The 15,689-nt window shown below is 69.4% G+C and carries 11 protein-coding genes; 3 read left to right on the top strand and 8 right to left on the bottom strand.

What is annotated here, in order from left to right; all coding sequences use genetic code 11:
- The first annotated feature begins 39 nt into the window (after positions 1-39).
- The 3 genes from ABTZ54_RS15420 (at position 40) to ABTZ54_RS15410 (ending at position 5,241) form a co-directional block, all read left to right on the top strand.
- A complete protein-coding gene (locus ABTZ54_RS15420; RefSeq protein ID WP_351662653.1) occupies positions 40-930 on the top strand; it encodes a protein kinase family protein in 891 nt (296 codons plus the stop codon).
- Positions 924-3,101, top strand: a complete 2,178-nt coding sequence (locus ABTZ54_RS15415) for a serine/threonine-protein kinase (RefSeq protein ID WP_351662650.1) — start codon at positions 924-926, stop codon at positions 3,099-3,101. Before ABTZ54_RS15420 ends, ABTZ54_RS15415 begins: the two co-directional genes overlap by 7 nt.
- Positions 3,102-3,168: 67 nt before the next feature.
- Positions 3,169-5,241: a protein kinase domain-containing protein gene (locus ABTZ54_RS15410; RefSeq protein ID WP_351662647.1), complete on the top strand. Its 2,073-nt coding sequence runs from the start codon at positions 3,169-3,171 to the stop codon at positions 5,239-5,241.
- Between the two features lie 40 nt (positions 5,242-5,281).
- Here ABTZ54_RS15410 and ABTZ54_RS15405 read toward each other — a convergent pair whose 3' ends face one another.
- From ABTZ54_RS15405 to ABTZ54_RS15370, 8 genes are all read right to left on the bottom strand, one after another.
- Positions 5,282-5,941 (bottom strand): hypothetical protein, encoded by a 660-nt coding sequence (locus tag ABTZ54_RS15405; RefSeq protein WP_351662645.1) that lies wholly within the window; start codon positions 5,939-5,941, stop codon positions 5,282-5,284.
- Positions 5,931-8,207, bottom strand: coding sequence for a DUF6571 family protein (locus ABTZ54_RS15400; RefSeq protein ID WP_351662642.1), 2,277 nt, complete (start codon positions 8,205-8,207; stop codon positions 5,931-5,933). The genes ABTZ54_RS15405 and ABTZ54_RS15400 overlap by 11 nt, the downstream gene beginning before the upstream one ends.
- A 13-nt stretch (positions 8,208-8,220) precedes the next feature.
- Positions 8,221-8,643, bottom strand: coding sequence for a hypothetical protein (locus tag ABTZ54_RS15395; protein WP_351662639.1), 423 nt, complete (start codon positions 8,641-8,643; stop codon positions 8,221-8,223).
- A gap of 303 nt (positions 8,644-8,946) precedes the next feature.
- Complete coding sequence (gene mycP / locus ABTZ54_RS15390) at positions 8,947-10,275, bottom strand: type VII secretion-associated serine protease mycosin (protein ID WP_351662636.1); 1,329 nt, start codon at positions 10,273-10,275, stop codon at positions 8,947-8,949.
- Between the two features lie 30 nt (positions 10,276-10,305).
- The gene (locus ABTZ54_RS15385) at positions 10,306-11,793 is read right to left on the bottom strand and encodes a hypothetical protein (RefSeq protein ID WP_351662633.1); all 1,488 of its coding nucleotides are present in this window, start codon (positions 11,791-11,793) and stop codon (positions 10,306-10,308) included.
- A gap of 81 nt (positions 11,794-11,874) precedes the next feature.
- Positions 11,875-12,417, bottom strand: a complete 543-nt coding sequence (locus ABTZ54_RS15380) for a hypothetical protein (RefSeq protein ID WP_351662630.1) — start codon at positions 12,415-12,417, stop codon at positions 11,875-11,877.
- A 206-nt stretch (positions 12,418-12,623) separates the two neighbouring features.
- A complete protein-coding gene (locus tag ABTZ54_RS15375) occupies positions 12,624-13,298 on the bottom strand; it encodes a hypothetical protein (RefSeq protein WP_351662628.1) in 675 nt (224 codons plus the stop codon).
- A gap of 7 nt (positions 13,299-13,305) precedes the next feature.
- Complete coding sequence (locus ABTZ54_RS15370) at positions 13,306-15,663, bottom strand: DUF6571 family protein (protein ID WP_351662625.1); 2,358 nt, start codon at positions 15,661-15,663, stop codon at positions 13,306-13,308.
- Positions 15,664-15,689 lie beyond the last annotated feature (26 nt).

Genomic DNA, 15,689 nt, shown 5'->3' with positions numbered 1-15,689 from the left:
CTCTCCCTCGCTCAGGGGGAATTCAGGGGGGATTCGCAAGTGGAACGGCCGTACCGCCTCATCACACGCCTGGACCCACCCCAGGACCACCTCACTCCACCCCCGCCCCCGCTCCCCTGCCGCCGCTTCGTGGCCCGCGCGGCGACGCCCGACCGTACGGTGATCCTGACGGCCCCGCTCCCCGGCGCCGACCCTGCACTTTTCCGCGCGGAGGCGGAGACGGCGCGGCGCCTGGCCCTCCCGTGGACGTTCCCGGTGACGGAGATCTCGGGAGCCGCCGCGGCCGGCGCGGACACCTGGTTCACGACCCCGTACATCCCGGCGCTCCCGCTCCCCACGGCACTGGCGGTGCACGGCGGCGCGTTGCCGGAGGAAACGGTACGGGTGATCGGCGCGGCCCTGGCGGAGACGCTGGCCGCGCTGCACGCGCAGGGCCTGGCGCACGCGGGCGTGGCGCCGGCGGCGGTGCTGCTGACGGCGGACGGCCCGCGGCTCACGTGCTTCGGCGCGGCCCGCGCCACGGACCGGGTGGACCGGGCGGCGCAGGCCCCCGAGCAGGCGACGGGCGGGCTGCCGAGGCCGCCGGGCGACGTGTACGGACTGGGCGCGGTCCTCGCGTACGCCGCCACCGGCCACACCGTCCCCGAACGCTCGGACCTACCAAGCACCCTGAGCGGAACGATCACCGCCTGCCTCACCCGCGACCCGGCGAACCGCCCACCCGCCGCCGCCCTGCTCCCCGCCCTGACCCCACCAACCCCCCACGGAACGCTCCTGGGCTCGGCCACCCCCCTCCTCACCCCCGGCTGGCTCCCACCCCGAGTGGTGGCAGCCCTGTCCCACCAGTCGTCAACCCTCCTCTCCACCGACCTCCCGGCCCCCGCCCGCGAAACCGGCACCGGCACCGGCACCGGATCTGCCCCATGCTGACCCCCCTCACCCACGACGACCCGACCACCATCGCCGCGTACCGGCTGCTCGCCCGCCTGGGCTCGGGCGGCATGGGCACGGTGTACCTGGCCCGTTCGCCGGGCGGCCGTACGGTCGCGCTGAAGACGGTGCACGCGCGCCTGGCGGCGGACCCGGCGTTCCGTGCCCGCTTCCGGCTGGAGACGGACGCGGCCCGCATCATCGGGGACCGCCACGGCGCGGCCGTCGTCGACGCGGACCCGCTAGCCGGGACACCGTGGCTGGCGACGGAGTACGTGCTGGGCCCCCCGCTGGACGAGGCGGTCGCGCTGGCGGGCCCACTCCCCGAGCCGACCGTCCGCGCCGTGGGCGCCGCCCTGGCCGGGGCGCTGCGGCAGCTGCACTCCTCGGACGTGGTGCACCGCGACCTGAAGCCCTCGAACATCCTGATCACCGCGCACGGCCCGAAGGTGATCGACTTCGGCATCGCGCGCGCGGCCGGCGACGACCGCCTGACCTCCACGGGCGCGGCGGCAGGCACCCCCGCGTACATGTCGCCGGAGCAGGCCTCGGGCGAGGAACACACCCCGGCGGGCGACGTGTTCGCACTCGCGGGCGTCCTGGTCTTCGCGGCGACCGGCCGACCCCCCTTCGGCACGGGCGCCCCGGCCGACCTCCTCTACCGCGTCCGCTACGCCACCCCGGACCTCTCAGCCGTCCCGGCCGCCCTCCGCCCCCTCCTGACCGCCTGCCTGTCAAAAAACCCGACCACCCGCCCGACCCCAGCCACCCTGATCAGCGAACTCCACGACGGCCAGGGCCACTTCGCCGACCACCTCCCCCCACCCCTCCTCTCGGCCATCGCCCACCACGCCACAACCGTCTGGCACCCCCACCCACCCCGCCTCCCCACCCCACCCCCCGCCACCACCCCAACCCCATCCCCACCCCGCCACCCCTCCCGCCGCAGACTGCTCACCCTGACCGCGGGGGCGGCGCTGGCGGCGGGGGCGGGGGCAGGCGTCTGGGCCTGGCTCTCCGGGGAACCCCGACCGAAGGCCGGACCGCCGGCCCCGCCCCGGCTCGCCACGGCCCCGAACTCGCTGTGGAGCACGGAGATGGCGACCCCCGAGAAGGAGGAGCGCACGTTCCCGATGGTGGTGGGCGATCAGGTCGCGCTGGTCGCGGGCATGGGAGTGGTGTTCAGCGACATCGAGACCGGCAGGACGTCCGGCGTGTGCAGCGCCGACACGACACCGTGGACGGCCGTCGCCGACGACGCGGGCGTCGTGCATGTCGTACAGCGCAAGACGGAATCCCAGCATCACGACCTGGTGGTGCGCACGGTGGACACCAAGAAGTACGCGCTGCGGCCGTCCGGCATCACGGTCAAGGGCCTCAACGCCAACATGGACGCGACCCAGCTGCTGTGCGCGGCGGGCGGCGTCCTGTACCTCGCGGGCGCGACGGGCGTGCCGGACACGCTGCGCGCCCACCATCTGGTGGCCGTGGACACCCGTACGGGACGGGAGTTGTGGCGTACGGGCCTGGGAGACCCGGGCACCGCCGCCGACATCGACAGCACTGACCGCCGCTACGTCATGGCATCGGCGGTCGGGGGCGACCTCCTCATCACGTTCGAGAGCTACAACGAGTTCGACGACACGACGCGGGTCGTCGCCCGGGACACCCGTACCGGAGCGGTGCGCTGGCGCAAGGACATCGACGTGCCCAGGGACACGGCCGCCCTCAACCTCCCCTGCCTGGACGCGACCCACCTCTACACAGGCGGCACGAACTTCTCGGCGCTCCGGTTGAGCGACGGGAGCACGGCCTGGCAGGAGCGGATCTCGGCGAAGGACCCCTTCTCCGCGCCCGTACTGGGGGACGGCGCGGTCTACGCCGTGGCGGAGGGCGGTACGTACGCCGTCGACACGGCCACGGGAACGAAGCTGTGGCGGGAGAAGCCCTCGAAGGACAACCCGGCGCTGCCCGACTCGGACCAGGCGCTCGCGGTGGGCGGCCGCTACCTGTACTACCGCTCCGAGACCGGCCTGGCGGCGGTGGACCTGAGAACCAGGCGCAGGGCGTGGGTGTACGGGACGGACGCGGACCATGTGGTGGCGCAGCGGAAGGAAGGCCGGATGTTCGCGGTGGGCGACCGCTTCATGATCGCCCTCCCCCTGAAGTAACCACCCAAGCCCCCTTCCCCCTCCACCCTTCCCCCCTTCCCACCCTGAACAGGAAGTGAAGACACCGATGAACCCCCTTGGCTTCGGCGACCCGCTGCGCCTCGGGCCGTACCGGCTGCTCGGTGTGCTGGGCGAGGGCGGCATGGGCAAGGTCTACCTCGCGGCGGCGGCCGACGGACGCCCGGCCGCCGTGAAGGTGCTGCGCCCCGAACTCGCCCACGACCAGAACCTCGCCCAGCGTTTCGTACGCGAGGCGCACACGGCGCAGGCGGTGCGGAGCCGTGGCGTGGCGCGGGTGCTCGACGCGCAGATGGAGGGCGGCCGGCCGTGGATCGCGACCGAGTACCTGGCCGGGCCCACGCTCGACCAGGCGGTGACGCGGTACGGACCGTTCGACGAAGCGACCGTACGGGCGCTGGCGGCGGCGCTCGGCGAGACGCTGAGGGACATCCACGCGGCGGGTCTGATCCACCGCGACATCAAGCCGCCCAACATCGTGCTCACGTCCGACGGTCCGCGGGTCATCGACTTCGGCATCGCGCGCCCCGAGCACGGCCTCACCCTGACCACGACCGGCCAGATCCCGGTGACCCCCGGCTACGGCGCGCCCGAGCAGGTGCTCGGCGGGCGGGTCACCGGGGCGGCGGACGTCTTCTCGTTGGGCGCGGTGCTGGTGTACGCGGCGACGGGACGGCGCGCGTACGACGGGGCGCATGTGGCGGCCGTGCAGTACGCGGTGGTGCACGGGCAGCCGGACCTGGCCGCGCTGCCGCCCGCCCTGCATCAGCTGATCGCCCCCTGCCTGGCCCGCGAACCCGAGTTCCGTCCGACGCCGGAGCAGGTGACGCACGCCTTCCTTCCGGACCGCCGCAAGGCCCGTGACGTGTGGCGACGGGGGCCGCTGCAAGAGGAGGTGGAGCGCAGGGAGACCGAGGTACGGCGCCAGGCGAAGGCGGCCGCCTCGACCGTCGTGGCGGGCGCGCCGGCTCCGAGCCGGCGCCGGGTCCTCGCGGCCTGGGGCGGGGGCGGCGCCCTCCTCCTGGCCGGCGGCGGGGGCACCGCCTGGTGGCTCGGCAACAGTCAGGAGAACACCCTCCCGCCGGCGGGCGACGCCCCGGAGGCCCGGCTTCTGGACCGGGCGAACGCGGGCATCCGCCCCACGCCCCTGTGGGGCCCGGTCGACGCGGCGGCCAGCGGCCCGCTCCCGCCCCCCGTGGCCCTGCGTGACGTGGTGGTCTTCCCGGACCGGAACGGTGGCCTGACGGCCCTGAAGGTGGTCGACGGGTCGACGAAGTGGACCTTGCCGGACATCTCCAAGGTCGCCCGCCAACTCCCCCTCACTCGCACGGAGTTCGCCGCGGCGAGCCCCTCGGGCCACCTGGTGGTCCACGACGCGTCGACGAGCCGGCGGAGTTGGTCGCTGCCGACCGCGGAGGCGGCCTTCCTCCTGGCCGCGACCCCCGACACGGTCTATCTCCTCACGACCAAGGGCGCGCTGCGGGCCGTCGACGTCGCCGGCCGCACGATCCGCTGGACGGTCGCGTCCACCGAGGGCGTCACGAACACCAGGGGCCCCCTGGCCGCCGCCGGCACCGACCACCTGGTCATCTCCGGCACCGACGGCACCGTCACCGCGTACGCCAGGGCGACCGGGCGCCGCGCCTGGGAGATCCGCGGCCAGGCCTCGGAGACCCTCCAGCCCGCGATCGACGACGGCACGGTCTACCTCGGCGGCCGCACCCTCACCGCCGTCACCCTGACCACCGGCAAGCGCCTCTGGTCGATCGACCCCAGCCCCCAGGGCACCTGGGGCCCACCGGCGGTGGACGCCACCGGCGTCACCGCGACCCAGGGCCGCGCCGTCCGCCGCTTCGCGAAGGACGGCAGCAGCCCCGACTTCTGGTACGCCGACCTGAACGGCGACTTCCCCGACCTTCAGCCCCCGGTCATCCAGGGCGACTGCGTCTGGACCGTGGAAAGCGCCAACGGCGAATCCGGCATCTCAGGCCTCTCCATCCCAGAGGGCAGACGCCTCTGGACCTACGAACGCGACAACACGGGCCCCTGGGCGATGACAGCCAAGGGCAACCGCGTCTTCCTCATCAGCAAGGGCAAGGTGGCGGCCTTGCCGACGTTCTGAGCGCCGGCCGGCCCGAGTCAGCCCAGTCGGATCAGGCGGATCAGGCGGATGCAGGCAGGTGAAGGTCGTTCGTACAGCCGACCTTCCTCGCCAGCTCCCGCGTCAGCTTGATGGCCATATCGGCGATGGCCCTCTCCCCCTGCTGTGCTTCGACTCCAGGGGCAACCTTGCCGGTGACCCGAACGGACAGGAACTTCTGGCTCTTCCAGTAGTCCTGGAGCCCCACGTCGGGAGCCGCGTCGCACCGCACGGCTACGCGAGTCCCCCAGCCCCAGGTCTCCGCCCCCGCGCCCCAGTCGGCCCGGGGTTGCGGCTCTGCCGTCGTGATCGGTTCCCACGCGTACACGGGATTCGGGTTCTTGAATGGATTCTGTACTCGCCATTCCGCAACGGCGGAGAAGCCGGCCGTCCCACCACGCTGCAGACCGGAACAGAAGGAGGTACGACGCTCCTTCACCACTTTGCCCAGATCCGTGCTCTTGACCTCGAAGGCCTTCCCTTCCTCCAGGATCGAGGTGATGTCATCCTCCTCAAGGAGGCCCCAGCACGGCGCCGCGTTGAATCGAATCGGCCCGGCCTTGCTCTCTCCTCCGGTACCGCACGCACTCGCTCCGAGAGCAAGGGCAACGGCGGTCGCGGCGACCGCCAACGGCATGCGCACGCGACGCGCCCGGAACTTCACACTGACGTCATCGGCCATGATTCGTCCCTGCGTTTCCTTGATCAGCGAGGCCGATCGAGTAGCCGCTCTTAGCGGCATCCGCCGCGGCGTCCTTGAGGATTTCCCGGTTCGTCCCGGGAGCCAGGGTGAGGTGGTCGACCTGCTCCTGGATCGGAAGCACCGACGTCTTCAGGCCGTTCATGTACGCATCCCGCACCTTGTCGGCAGATCCCTCATACGGATCCTTCTTCGCTTCGTCGATCTCCGCGTTGAGCGCCTCGTCGAACCCCCAGGAGATCAACTCGCCTACTACCGGGGCACGTCGAGCGGCTCCCTCGAAGATCTTTCCCGCGGTGAACCCGGCGGCACTGCCGCCGAATTCGAGGTTCTTGTTGTACTGATCATTCTTCTCGTACTGGTCGGTGAGTGCCCCATCGATACGGCCACCGGCGAGAACACCATTGACATGGCCGTCCCGCTGCGCAATATGCCTGATGCTGTCGGTGAGCTGCCCGTCGGACAACGAACCGTCCGACGCCTTGAGCTGCATCGATCCCTGGGTGTACTCCTTCTGTGCCGCCGATACGGTCGCGTAGCTGTCGTCGTGCCGGCCCAGCGCGTCCACGAACGGCGTCAGAGCACCTTGGTCGAAAGACGCGTGTGCCTGCTTCTTGTCCTTGCGGAAGTCGTCGGTGTCGGAGCCGAAGGCCGCGTCGATGTCGCCGATGTACTCCGCCGACATTCGCCCCATGCTGCCGCTGAGCGTGTCGTCCATCAGATCCGGGGACGCGCCCACCTTCCCGACCACACGCTCGAAGACCTTCGCCATGGCCTCGGTGTGCGGTTGAGGATGGCCGTACTTGTCGAGATGCGGATCGGCCTGCCCGGAGACCGCAGCCTCCAGCGCATACCCCAATGCCTGACGACCTGGGCTGGACTCCCCGCCCTTGACCGTGTCGTGCCAGTCGACCGTCGCCTTCCTGTCCAGGAAGTAGTCCACCATGCCCGCGCGCTCCCCGAGCTTTCCACTGATCTTCTCGTCGGCGAGGGTGACGAGTCCGTCCTTGTTGCTGTCTTCACGAACAGGCTCGTTGAAGAAGGCCGCAGCGGCGTCAGGGTTGTTGCTCAGGGCCTCCATGAGCCCCGTAAGGGGGTAGAAGCCCTTACCGCCCGCCTTGTCGTGATTCAGCGCCATCTGCTGGTTGTACGGCAGCCCCTCCTCCCACACGTCAGGGTTCGCCCGTTCCATGGCGACCATGTCCCGGCCGACGGCGGTAAGAAATTCCGGGTCGTACGTACCGTCCCTGAGCAGTGCGCCGAGGGCCTGGTAGCCGTAGATCTTCGTGTTCAGTCCGGCGACCCCGGAGACATCGATCTCCTTACGGCCCGCCCGCATGAGCGCCGTCGACCAGGCTGCGTCGAGGTGCCCCGGAGTGGTCTTGCTAGTCGCCAGACCCAGCATCGACCCCATGTCGTCCTGAATGCCGTGCACCATGCGCACACGGTCCTGTCCGGCGGGGCCGAGGCCGGTCGAGTCCAGCGACATCTTCGCGTAGAACTCCAGCGCGCCCTCAGGGCCCATAGCGCGATAGAAGGCGGTTGAGAACTCCGGATCCTTAGCGTTGTCGTTCATCAGCTCTTCGAGCTGCTTCAGCGCCTCGATGTTGCGAGCCGTTCCGCCCTCGCCCGTCACCTTGCGAGCCAACTCCACTGCCCTGGCAGCCTCTTCGGCGTCGAGGGTGGTGAATCTCGGTGCGTTGAAGTTGTGCTTGTCACCCGTGATGTTGGCCTTCAGAGCATGAGAACAGGCAACGTCAGCGTCGTCACACGCCTCGACGACGGCATCAATCCGCCGCCGCATGGCCGTGATCGCTGCCCGCTCCTTCCGCAGGGCTTCCGGGAAGTCGGGGTCGTGCCGCGCCGCAACGTCCTTCTCCACAGGGTACGAGGCCTCGACAGCCCCGTTGCTCTTCACCACCAGACCCTGCGCCGGCGCCTCGGACTCGACGATCCTCACGAGGTCGTCCTTGGCCTTCTTGAAGGCGTCGTAGCCGTCCTGCAGGATCTTGTGGATCCCGTCGGCCGCCTTCGCCGCGTCCTCGAACTCCTTCGCCGTCTTGTCCACGAACGGCTTCGTGACCTCGGCGTTCACTCCCCGCCAGTACTCGTCCTTGGCCTTGGCGGCCATCGTCGAACGGGCGTCCTCGGCCAGCTTGCCCAGCTTGCCCTTCATCTCGGACCAGCCGTCCGCCGCGGCCTTCAGCTTGTGCAACGGCGCGTGAAAGACGTTGTCATAGGTCAGCACGGCTGCTCCCCGCCTACTTCAGATACTCGCTGATCTTGGACGCGGTGAGGGCCGCCTTGATGTCCGCCTCTTCCTTCGCATGCGAAGCCGCGCTGTAGTCGAGGTGGTTCGAGATGTTCGCGCAGGCGTCGAGCAGGGTGCCGAGCTGGGAGCCCCAGGTCTCCTGCACCGTCACCATCGCGGAGCCCGTACGGAAGCCGTTTCCCGACAGCCCCGTCGCCGCCTCCGTGGTCTGCGTACGAGCGTGGTTGCCGTCCTTCACCAACCGACCGTGCAGGGCGTAGGCCGCGCTGCCGATGGCCCCCAGCTTGTCCTGGTCGACGCTCAGGTCGGCGTTGCCGCTGCTGCCCGGGCCGTCCGGCAGCTGGTTGAGCCGCATGCTCACCGGATTCCCGGCGGTGCTCCGGGCCGTGGCCCATTCCTGCTCGAACGACATGGTCTCCCCCGTGCCGATGATTCGCCGACGTGAGGCTCAGACGGTAGAGGAACTCCCCTCAGCCGACCGCCGGCCGATTTCGGTCTCCGCCATCCGCCGCGCCCACGTCCAGCCGGTATCCCGGCCCTTCACCCGCCGCCACGCCCCGCGCGGCGTCCACAACCAGCCGATACAACGGCGAGAACTCGCCCCCCGGTCGATTGATTTGCGGTTGCTTCGCGTTGACCAAGAGAATCCCCGGCTACGGCCCTCGCCACGCTACTGCTCCCCCGTTGCTCCTACGCGACTGCAATCCGCAGTCTGTCAGCTTCCGCTCGACTGCCCGGGACCGGGCGGCGGCCCATAGGGAGCGTAGGGCGGGGCGGTCGGCGGCATGGGGGGCGTCGGCGGCATCGCGCTGCGCCGCCGCGACCGGAGCACGACGGCGGTCACGGCACCACCGACCAGGACCGCGGCGGCAATACCGAGGGCGATCCACAGGCCTGTGCCACCCCCTTCCTCGGCCGGGACCGCAGCGGGCGGTGGAGTGCTGTCGGCCTGCGACGGCGCGGGGGCAGCGGACGCGCTCGCCGAGGCGGAGGGCGACGCGGACGCCTCGGCGGCGGCGAGGTCAGGCAGCGGGTAGACGTCGGCGGGGCCCGGATCGCCGGGAGTGGTCAGCGCGCGAAGGGGACGGATGGTGCCGTAACCGAGGTAGTCGGTCCGCTCCTTGCCGCTCTTCGGCTTGCCTGCGGTGTTGAGCATGACGCGCAGGACCTGGTTGTTGGTCCAGTCGGGGTGCTTGGACCAGATCAGGGCGGCGGAGGCGGAGGTCAGGGCGGTGGCGGAACTGGTGCCCTGTCCCTTGCACAGCTGCGTGTTCTTGGAACAGGCGTGAGTGATGTTCTCTGCCGGGGCAGCCAAGTCAACCTGGGGCCCGGTCTCCGACTTCGGCCACCACGCAGCCTTCTCATCGACACCCCCGACGCCGACGACACCTGGCGTGGCCGCCGGATACTCGACAGCATTACCCCTGTCGGCCGAGTTGCCCACTGCGGCGAAGACCAGCTTGTTCTTCGACAGGGCGTACTTCACCGCGGCGTCGAGCTCCGGACCGTTCTTCTGGTCTCCGGCCGAAATATTGATGATCTTGGCCGGGGAATCCGCCGCGTACCTGATTGCCTTCGCGACACTCTGCGCGAAAGTATCCGTCACCCGGTTCTTCATCTGGAACCGTTCCTGGTTGTACGGAAGACGGATCGGCAGAACCTTCGACGCCGGTGCCAGCCCGAACGATCCCTGGAGCGAACCGCGTGCGCCCGTGGCGGCGATGACCGCCGCCATACCCGTGCCGTGATCATCGACATCGTTGTTCTCGTCACCTGACATCAGGGAGTAGTCCTTGCCAGGAAGAACCTGGCCGCGGAGGTCCGCGATGGAGTCGTTCACCCCTGAGTCGATAACCGCGACGATCACCCCCTCGCCCTTGCTGATCTTCCACATCTTGTCCGCACCCATGGCATCCAGATGCCACTGCATATCGCGTACGGACTCGGCGTGCGCTGGGGTGGCACCGATGCCCAGCAGTGTCAGGGCCATCACGGACGCCGTCAGGAAGCCGGACCGCATGGCCCATCCACTGCTGGTTCGCATCTGCTTCTCCGTGCCCTTCTGCCTACGGGGTTAGTCGACGACCGGGGGGACGATCGGGCGCTTGCCCCGCTGCCAGGTCTCCTCGTCCTCGACCAGGTAGTCGGGACGCTCGCCACCACGCTCTTCGCGGTCGTCGCCCGTACGAGCTCCGGCACCGTGCATCCCGGCGCCGCGTCCCGCGGCCTGGCCTGCCCCGGACCCCGCCTGGCCGCCGCGCACGAGTCCGGTGCCACCGGGAGTGAACGGACGAGAGCCGGTCTGCCCGCTCTTCTGGGCCTTGCCGCCGACGACACCGCCCTGCTCCATGGCCAGTCGGCGACCGGCCGCGGTGCCACCACCGCCGCCACCGCCACCGGCGTGCGGGCCCGTTCCGCCGCGGCCGTACGCCTGCTCGTTGCCGATCACCGTGCTGCGCGGGATGCCCGTCGAGGACCGGCCACCGGTCGTGGGCGGCACGGGCCGCCCGCCGACGATGCCGGTCTCGCGCGGCATCCGGGTCGAGGCCGTCCCACCGGGCCCGAAGGGCCCCGGACGCATACCGGACACGCCGCCCTTCACCGTGCCGCCGCCGGTCGGCAGCTGGCCGGGCCCACCACCGGGGCCAGGCATGAACGGCGGCGGAGTCACCTGGGTGCCACCCGGGTAGGTCGGCACCTCGGGCTTCATCGCGCCCGGACCCGGCGGCGTGGTGGGAGCGGGCCGGGTGTCGGGCGGAGTCGTCACGGAGTCGATCCCCAGGTCGGCGGGGACCTCGGGTACGACATGCGTGGGCGTGGGGCGCACGGTGCCCCCGGTGTCGGTCGTTCCACCGACCGTGCTGTGCACGACGCCACGGTCGGTGGTCGTCTCGGTACGCCCGGTGCTGACCTGACGGGTCTGGGTGGTACCGGTCGTGGAGGACGTGCTGGTTCGGGACGAGCGACCCGGAACCTGGACATATGAGTCGCCCTCACGCCAGGCATCACCCATCCCCGCCGGCGGCGGGAACTCCGGACGCGGCGCGGCGTTCACCCGCTGGCCCGTGAAGGTGTACGTCTGCCCCAGCGAGTGCAGCTTCATCAGCGCCTCGACACGGGCCTTCTCCCGCGCGCTCGCCGCCGCGTTCATGTCGTCGGTCGCCGTCTTGACCTCGGTCTTGCCGGCACCCGGGTCATGGCGGGCCGCGTTCAGGGCGCGCTGGGCGCTCGTGTAGTCCGTCTTCGCCGAGGCGCTCGTCTTGGCGAGATCCTCGACTCCGCTCTTGGCCTGGGCCATGGCCTGGGCCGACTCCGCCAGGCATTCGCCGGCCAGTTGCGTGTAGGTGGCGAGGTGGAACGTGGCGCTCGCCGTGGCGGCGGTCCACTCGACGAACGACTCCGCCGCCACACCCTTCCAGCTGAGACCGCCGGTGGCCCGGGCACGCAGGTAGGTGGCGATCTTGGTGATCTCCTCCGCCGCGACCTTGAGCTTGCCCGAGAGTGCCTCGGCACGAGCGTGCTGGATGGGAGTCAGCATCGCCAGCAGCTGCTCGTTCGACATGCCTTCCAGCGACGTCGATCTCGGCTCAGGCGCTTTGGGCCCGTTACCCATGCGACTCTTCCCCCGTTTCCGTCCTGTGGATCACTGATAGTCGCCCTGCGCGTCGCCGCCGCCCGCGGGCGCGTCCGTCTGCGGGGTCTCCGCGGAGGTGCCGCTCGTGGTGTGCTGGGCGTTCTTCTTCCCGCCGGGACCCTGCAGGTCGGTGATCTGCGTGTTGAGCGACCGCATCCGCCTGCGAATGTCGTCGTCGATGTTCTCGTACCCGCTCTTGGAGAGATCGATCGCGATCTTCATGCTCTCCATCTGGAGTCCCAACACCTTGGAGAACTTGATCAGTTCGTCCCGGACGACGGTGTAGCTGGAGAAGAGGTAGCCCGCCTCATGGAACCCCGGGCCCGCCAGAGCGGCCTCCTCCAACCAGTCCTCACCGATCTTGCCCGGGCCGGCGTTCGACCCCTCGAAGCCCGTGAGCAGCGCGTCCACACGGTCCTTCAGGTGCGCCAGCTCGTTCACCTCGACTGCCAGGCTCGCGGCCGCTCCCGCCACCGCACCGACGCCGCCCATCAGGGGCATCAGGGAGAGCGCCGTGTTCACGGCTCCCCCGCTGTCCGTCGCCTCCGCCATAGCCGCCTCCCCGTTCGACAAGTCAGGACTTCATGGTAGTCAAGACGACGGACAGAGCGCACCTCTGGGTTGCACCAGCAACGCGAAGCACGCGATAACGACTTGGCCTCGACGCCGCCCTTCCCGGCGAGCCCCGAGGCCGCCGGGTCCGCCTCCCCCGGGTGGCTTTCGTGATGCGAATGCCACCGACATAGGCCACAACACCGTCAGATCGGTCCCTGCGGCCATACCCTCGACGGCTTCTTCGCCTTGAACACCGGCTTCGAAGGAAGTCCGGCATCGCGCACACAGCCCAGCTCCCTGACCGTCGCCAGCATGACCGAGTGCAGCACGACGAGGTTGTCCTCACGGGTGCCGGTGGTGTCCGGGGTAGTCGACCTCACGACTTGGAGGGTGCCTCTGATGCGGGCCGGATCCTGTTGCGAACCCTTCAACTGAGGGCTGACGCACTTGACGTAGAGGTAGACCCGCCGGTATCCGGCGTACGCCTCCACTCCCAAGTCGTACGGGTACATGAAGGGATCGCTGAGATGGCCCCCACCGAGGGCCTGCTCGTCGTAGAGGTCGAAGTCCACCTTGAGGGTGTTCCTTCCCTTCTCTGCGGAGGCCGCGCAATAGGTCGGCACGCCGACGGAGGAACGCCTGTAGGGATAGTCGGCCTTCAACTGCGCGGCCGCACCCGCAAGCCAGCCCGCCGGGACGTCGGAGAATCTCTCCGTGGCCAGCGCCCTCCTGAGTGCGGGAGCCGCCGCGGCGGAAACGGTGCCGTCGCACTGCTCCTCCGCGGTCACCCTCGGGCGGCGCTCCTCCTCGTAACCGCAGGCCGTGAGAACCAGCGAGGCTGCCAGAAGAGCAGCTGAGATCCTGAAGATGCGCCTCACGCCTCCGTCACCCTTCATCGGATTCGCCCGTCTGAGGGAGCTTGCCCTGCCTCTCGTAGTACAGGTAGCCATGGTCGTATCCGCTGTTCCGGGAGTCGGCCAGATGCTGCTCCAGCGTTTCGTCCACCATGCTTCGGTGGTACGTGACGAACCTGTTCAACGGCGCATCGGCACTGGCTTTGCCCTGGGCGTAGTGAGCACTCTGGTCTTCCCGGATCTTCTCCTCGACATCACCCTTGTGATCCTCTACGGACTTGTCCGACCAGTCACCGATCACCTGTCCGGCCAGCGTCTCCATGGCCCCGGTGCCAGTGTCGACGGCAAGCGGCACGACGATGGCCGCCGCGCCGGCGACCGCCGCTGTCGCCGGGAGGAACGCGACGCCTGCTGCGATGGCCGCCGTGGTGCCGAACTCGATCCACGCGCCACGCGCTTCCTGCGCCTTCTCGTAGTCCTCCTGGACCTTCAGCCCTTCGGCCTCGATCTGACTCCCCCTGGCGTGGTCCAACAGCCCCTGCATCATGGCGCCAGTGGATACGGCCGCCTGGCCGCGCCCCTCTACGAGGCGGCCGTGCTCGCCAAGTTCGCGCTCCAGCACGCTGGTGACGTAGACCCGCTCCGCGGCGGAGACCGTCGCGTAGGCGTCAGGGTGCTGCCCCAAGGCGCTGAGAAACGCGATGGCGCCCTTCTGGCCGAAGTCGGGGTGCCCCTGCAACAGTTCCTGTTCCGTCCCACGCGGTCCGAAGACCGTACGCCCCACGTTCTCCGACAAGGACCAGTTGAGGTCGTCGATGTAGCCGGCGGCCATCGTCCCCAGACTGTCGGCCAGCGCGGAGTGGTGCTCCTTCAAGAACTTGGCGTTTCCGTAGGTGTCGACCACCTCCCGCATGATTCCAGCGCTCGTCGCGTCTCGGACCAGCTTCGGATCAGAGTCGTCCCAGGCGTGTCCGAGCGTGGCCGACTCCAGTGCGTGCCCCAGAGCGTCGGGCATGAAATCCCGGGCCTTCTTCGCCTCGTCGGGGTGCTGCCCGTCGACGTCGGGAAAGAACGCGTACTTCTCGTCGGTGAAGAGGCTCAGATACGTCTTCGCGCTTCCGTCGGGATACTTGCCGAGCGTGAAGTCACCTCCCTTGGCCCCATCCCTCTCGTACGACGTCGCGTCCGTCGAGAAGAACTCTTTCGCCGCCCGCGGACTGTGCCCGAGCGCCTCCAGCACCGGCACCATCGGGTCGTATCCGGCGCCGTTCGCCCCCGAGGGGTTGAAGGGATCGTGGTGGAGCCCTCCGAAGCTCTTGCTGGCCGCGAACATCTTCGGGTCCTTGGCGTGGAGCTGCGCCACGTGCTCGGCAATCGGGACGAGGAACTTCGAGTCGTAGTTGCCGTATCGCAGGATTCCGCCGAGCAACTGGTACCCGAAGGGCGCGTTGTAGTCGTTCCTGGCCAAGGGAATGCGTTCGGCACCGAGCTTTCGCATCTCGGAGGACCACTGGTCGGCCCATCCGTCGCCTCCCTGAGTCGCCTGCGCCAGGTTGAGGCCGAGGTTGCGCTGAAGCTCCCGTACGTCGCTCAAGCGCTGTTCATCGAGCTGACCGTGCTCGTAGGTGTCCATCGAGAGCTGCCCGAAGAACTCGAGCGACCCCTTGGGGCCGAGTCCGTCGTAGAAAGCCCGGGCGAACGCCTTCGAGGAACTGTTGTCCGCCAGGAGCTCGTTGAGACGGTCGAGTTCATCGTGCGAGATCTCCCGACCCTTCTTCGCCAGGTCGAGTGCGCGTTGTGCCTCCTCGGCGTCCAGACTGCCGTATCTCGGAGCACTGAAGTTGTGCTTGTCTCCGGTGACATTGGCCTTGAGCGCGTTGGAGCAGGCCACGTCGGCGTCGTCGCACGTCTCGATGATCGCGTCGATCCTCTGTTGCATCGCCCCGACGGCTTCCTCCTCCTTGCGGATCAGGGCGAGGTAGTCGGGATCGCGACGCAACTCGGCGTCATTCATTCCACCGATCGGGTCCAGCACCGCGACAACCCCGCTCTGCGTCACCCGCAGCCCCTGTGCCGGCGCCTCCGTGTCGACGATCTTCCTGAGGTCGCCCTGCGCCTTCTTGAAGGCCTCGTAGCCCTCCCGCAGGATCCCGTGAATGCCTCCGGCGGCCTTCGCTGCGTCGGCGAACTCCTTGGCTGTCTTGTCCACGAACGGCTTGGTGACCTCAGCGTTCATGCCTCGCCAGTAGTCGTCCTTGGCCTTGGCTGCCATGGTCGTCCGGGCGTCCTCGGCCAGCCTGTCGAGTCTGGTTCTCATCTCGGACCAGTGGTCGACGGCGCTCTTCAGTTTGGCGAGCGGCGCTTGCATCACGTTGTCGTACGTCAGCATCAACAGCCCCCTGCGTCGGCTCTCAG

The organism is Streptomyces sp. NPDC094032 (assembly GCF_040303965.1).
Taxonomy (GTDB): domain Bacteria; phylum Actinomycetota; class Actinomycetes; order Streptomycetales; family Streptomycetaceae; genus Streptomyces.
Note: the sequence above shows the minus strand (reverse complement) of the source record. Positions and strands in the feature narration are given on the sequence as shown.

What these genes read in the sequence shown, in the direction of transcription:
- ABTZ54_RS15370 (WP_351662625.1), bottom strand. Translation starts at nt 15,663, where the DNA reads ATGCTGACGTACGACAACGTGATGCAAGCGCCGCTCGCCAAACTGAAG.
- ABTZ54_RS15380 (WP_351662630.1), bottom strand. Translation starts at nt 12,417, where the DNA reads ATGGCGGAGGCGACGGACAGCGGGGGAGCCGTGAACACGGCGCTCTCC.
- ABTZ54_RS15385 (WP_351662633.1), bottom strand. Translation starts at nt 11,793, where the DNA reads ATGTCGAACGAGCAGCTGCTGGCGATGCTGACTCCCATCCAGCACGCT.
- ABTZ54_RS15415 (WP_351662650.1), top strand. Translation starts at nt 924, where the DNA reads ATGCTGACCCCCCTCACCCACGACGACCCGACCACCATCGCCGCGTAC.
- mycP (WP_351662636.1), bottom strand. Translation starts at nt 10,275, where the DNA reads ATGCGAACCAGCAGTGGATGGGCCATGCGGTCCGGCTTCCTGACGGCG.
- ABTZ54_RS15395 (WP_351662639.1), bottom strand. Translation starts at nt 8,643, where the DNA reads ATGTCGTTCGAGCAGGAATGGGCCACGGCCCGGAGCACCGCCGGGAAT.
- ABTZ54_RS15410 (WP_351662647.1), top strand. Translation starts at nt 3,169, where the DNA reads ATGAACCCCCTTGGCTTCGGCGACCCGCTGCGCCTCGGGCCGTACCGG.
- ABTZ54_RS15405 (WP_351662645.1), bottom strand. Translation starts at nt 5,941, where the DNA reads ATGGCCGATGACGTCAGTGTGAAGTTCCGGGCGCGTCGCGTGCGCATG.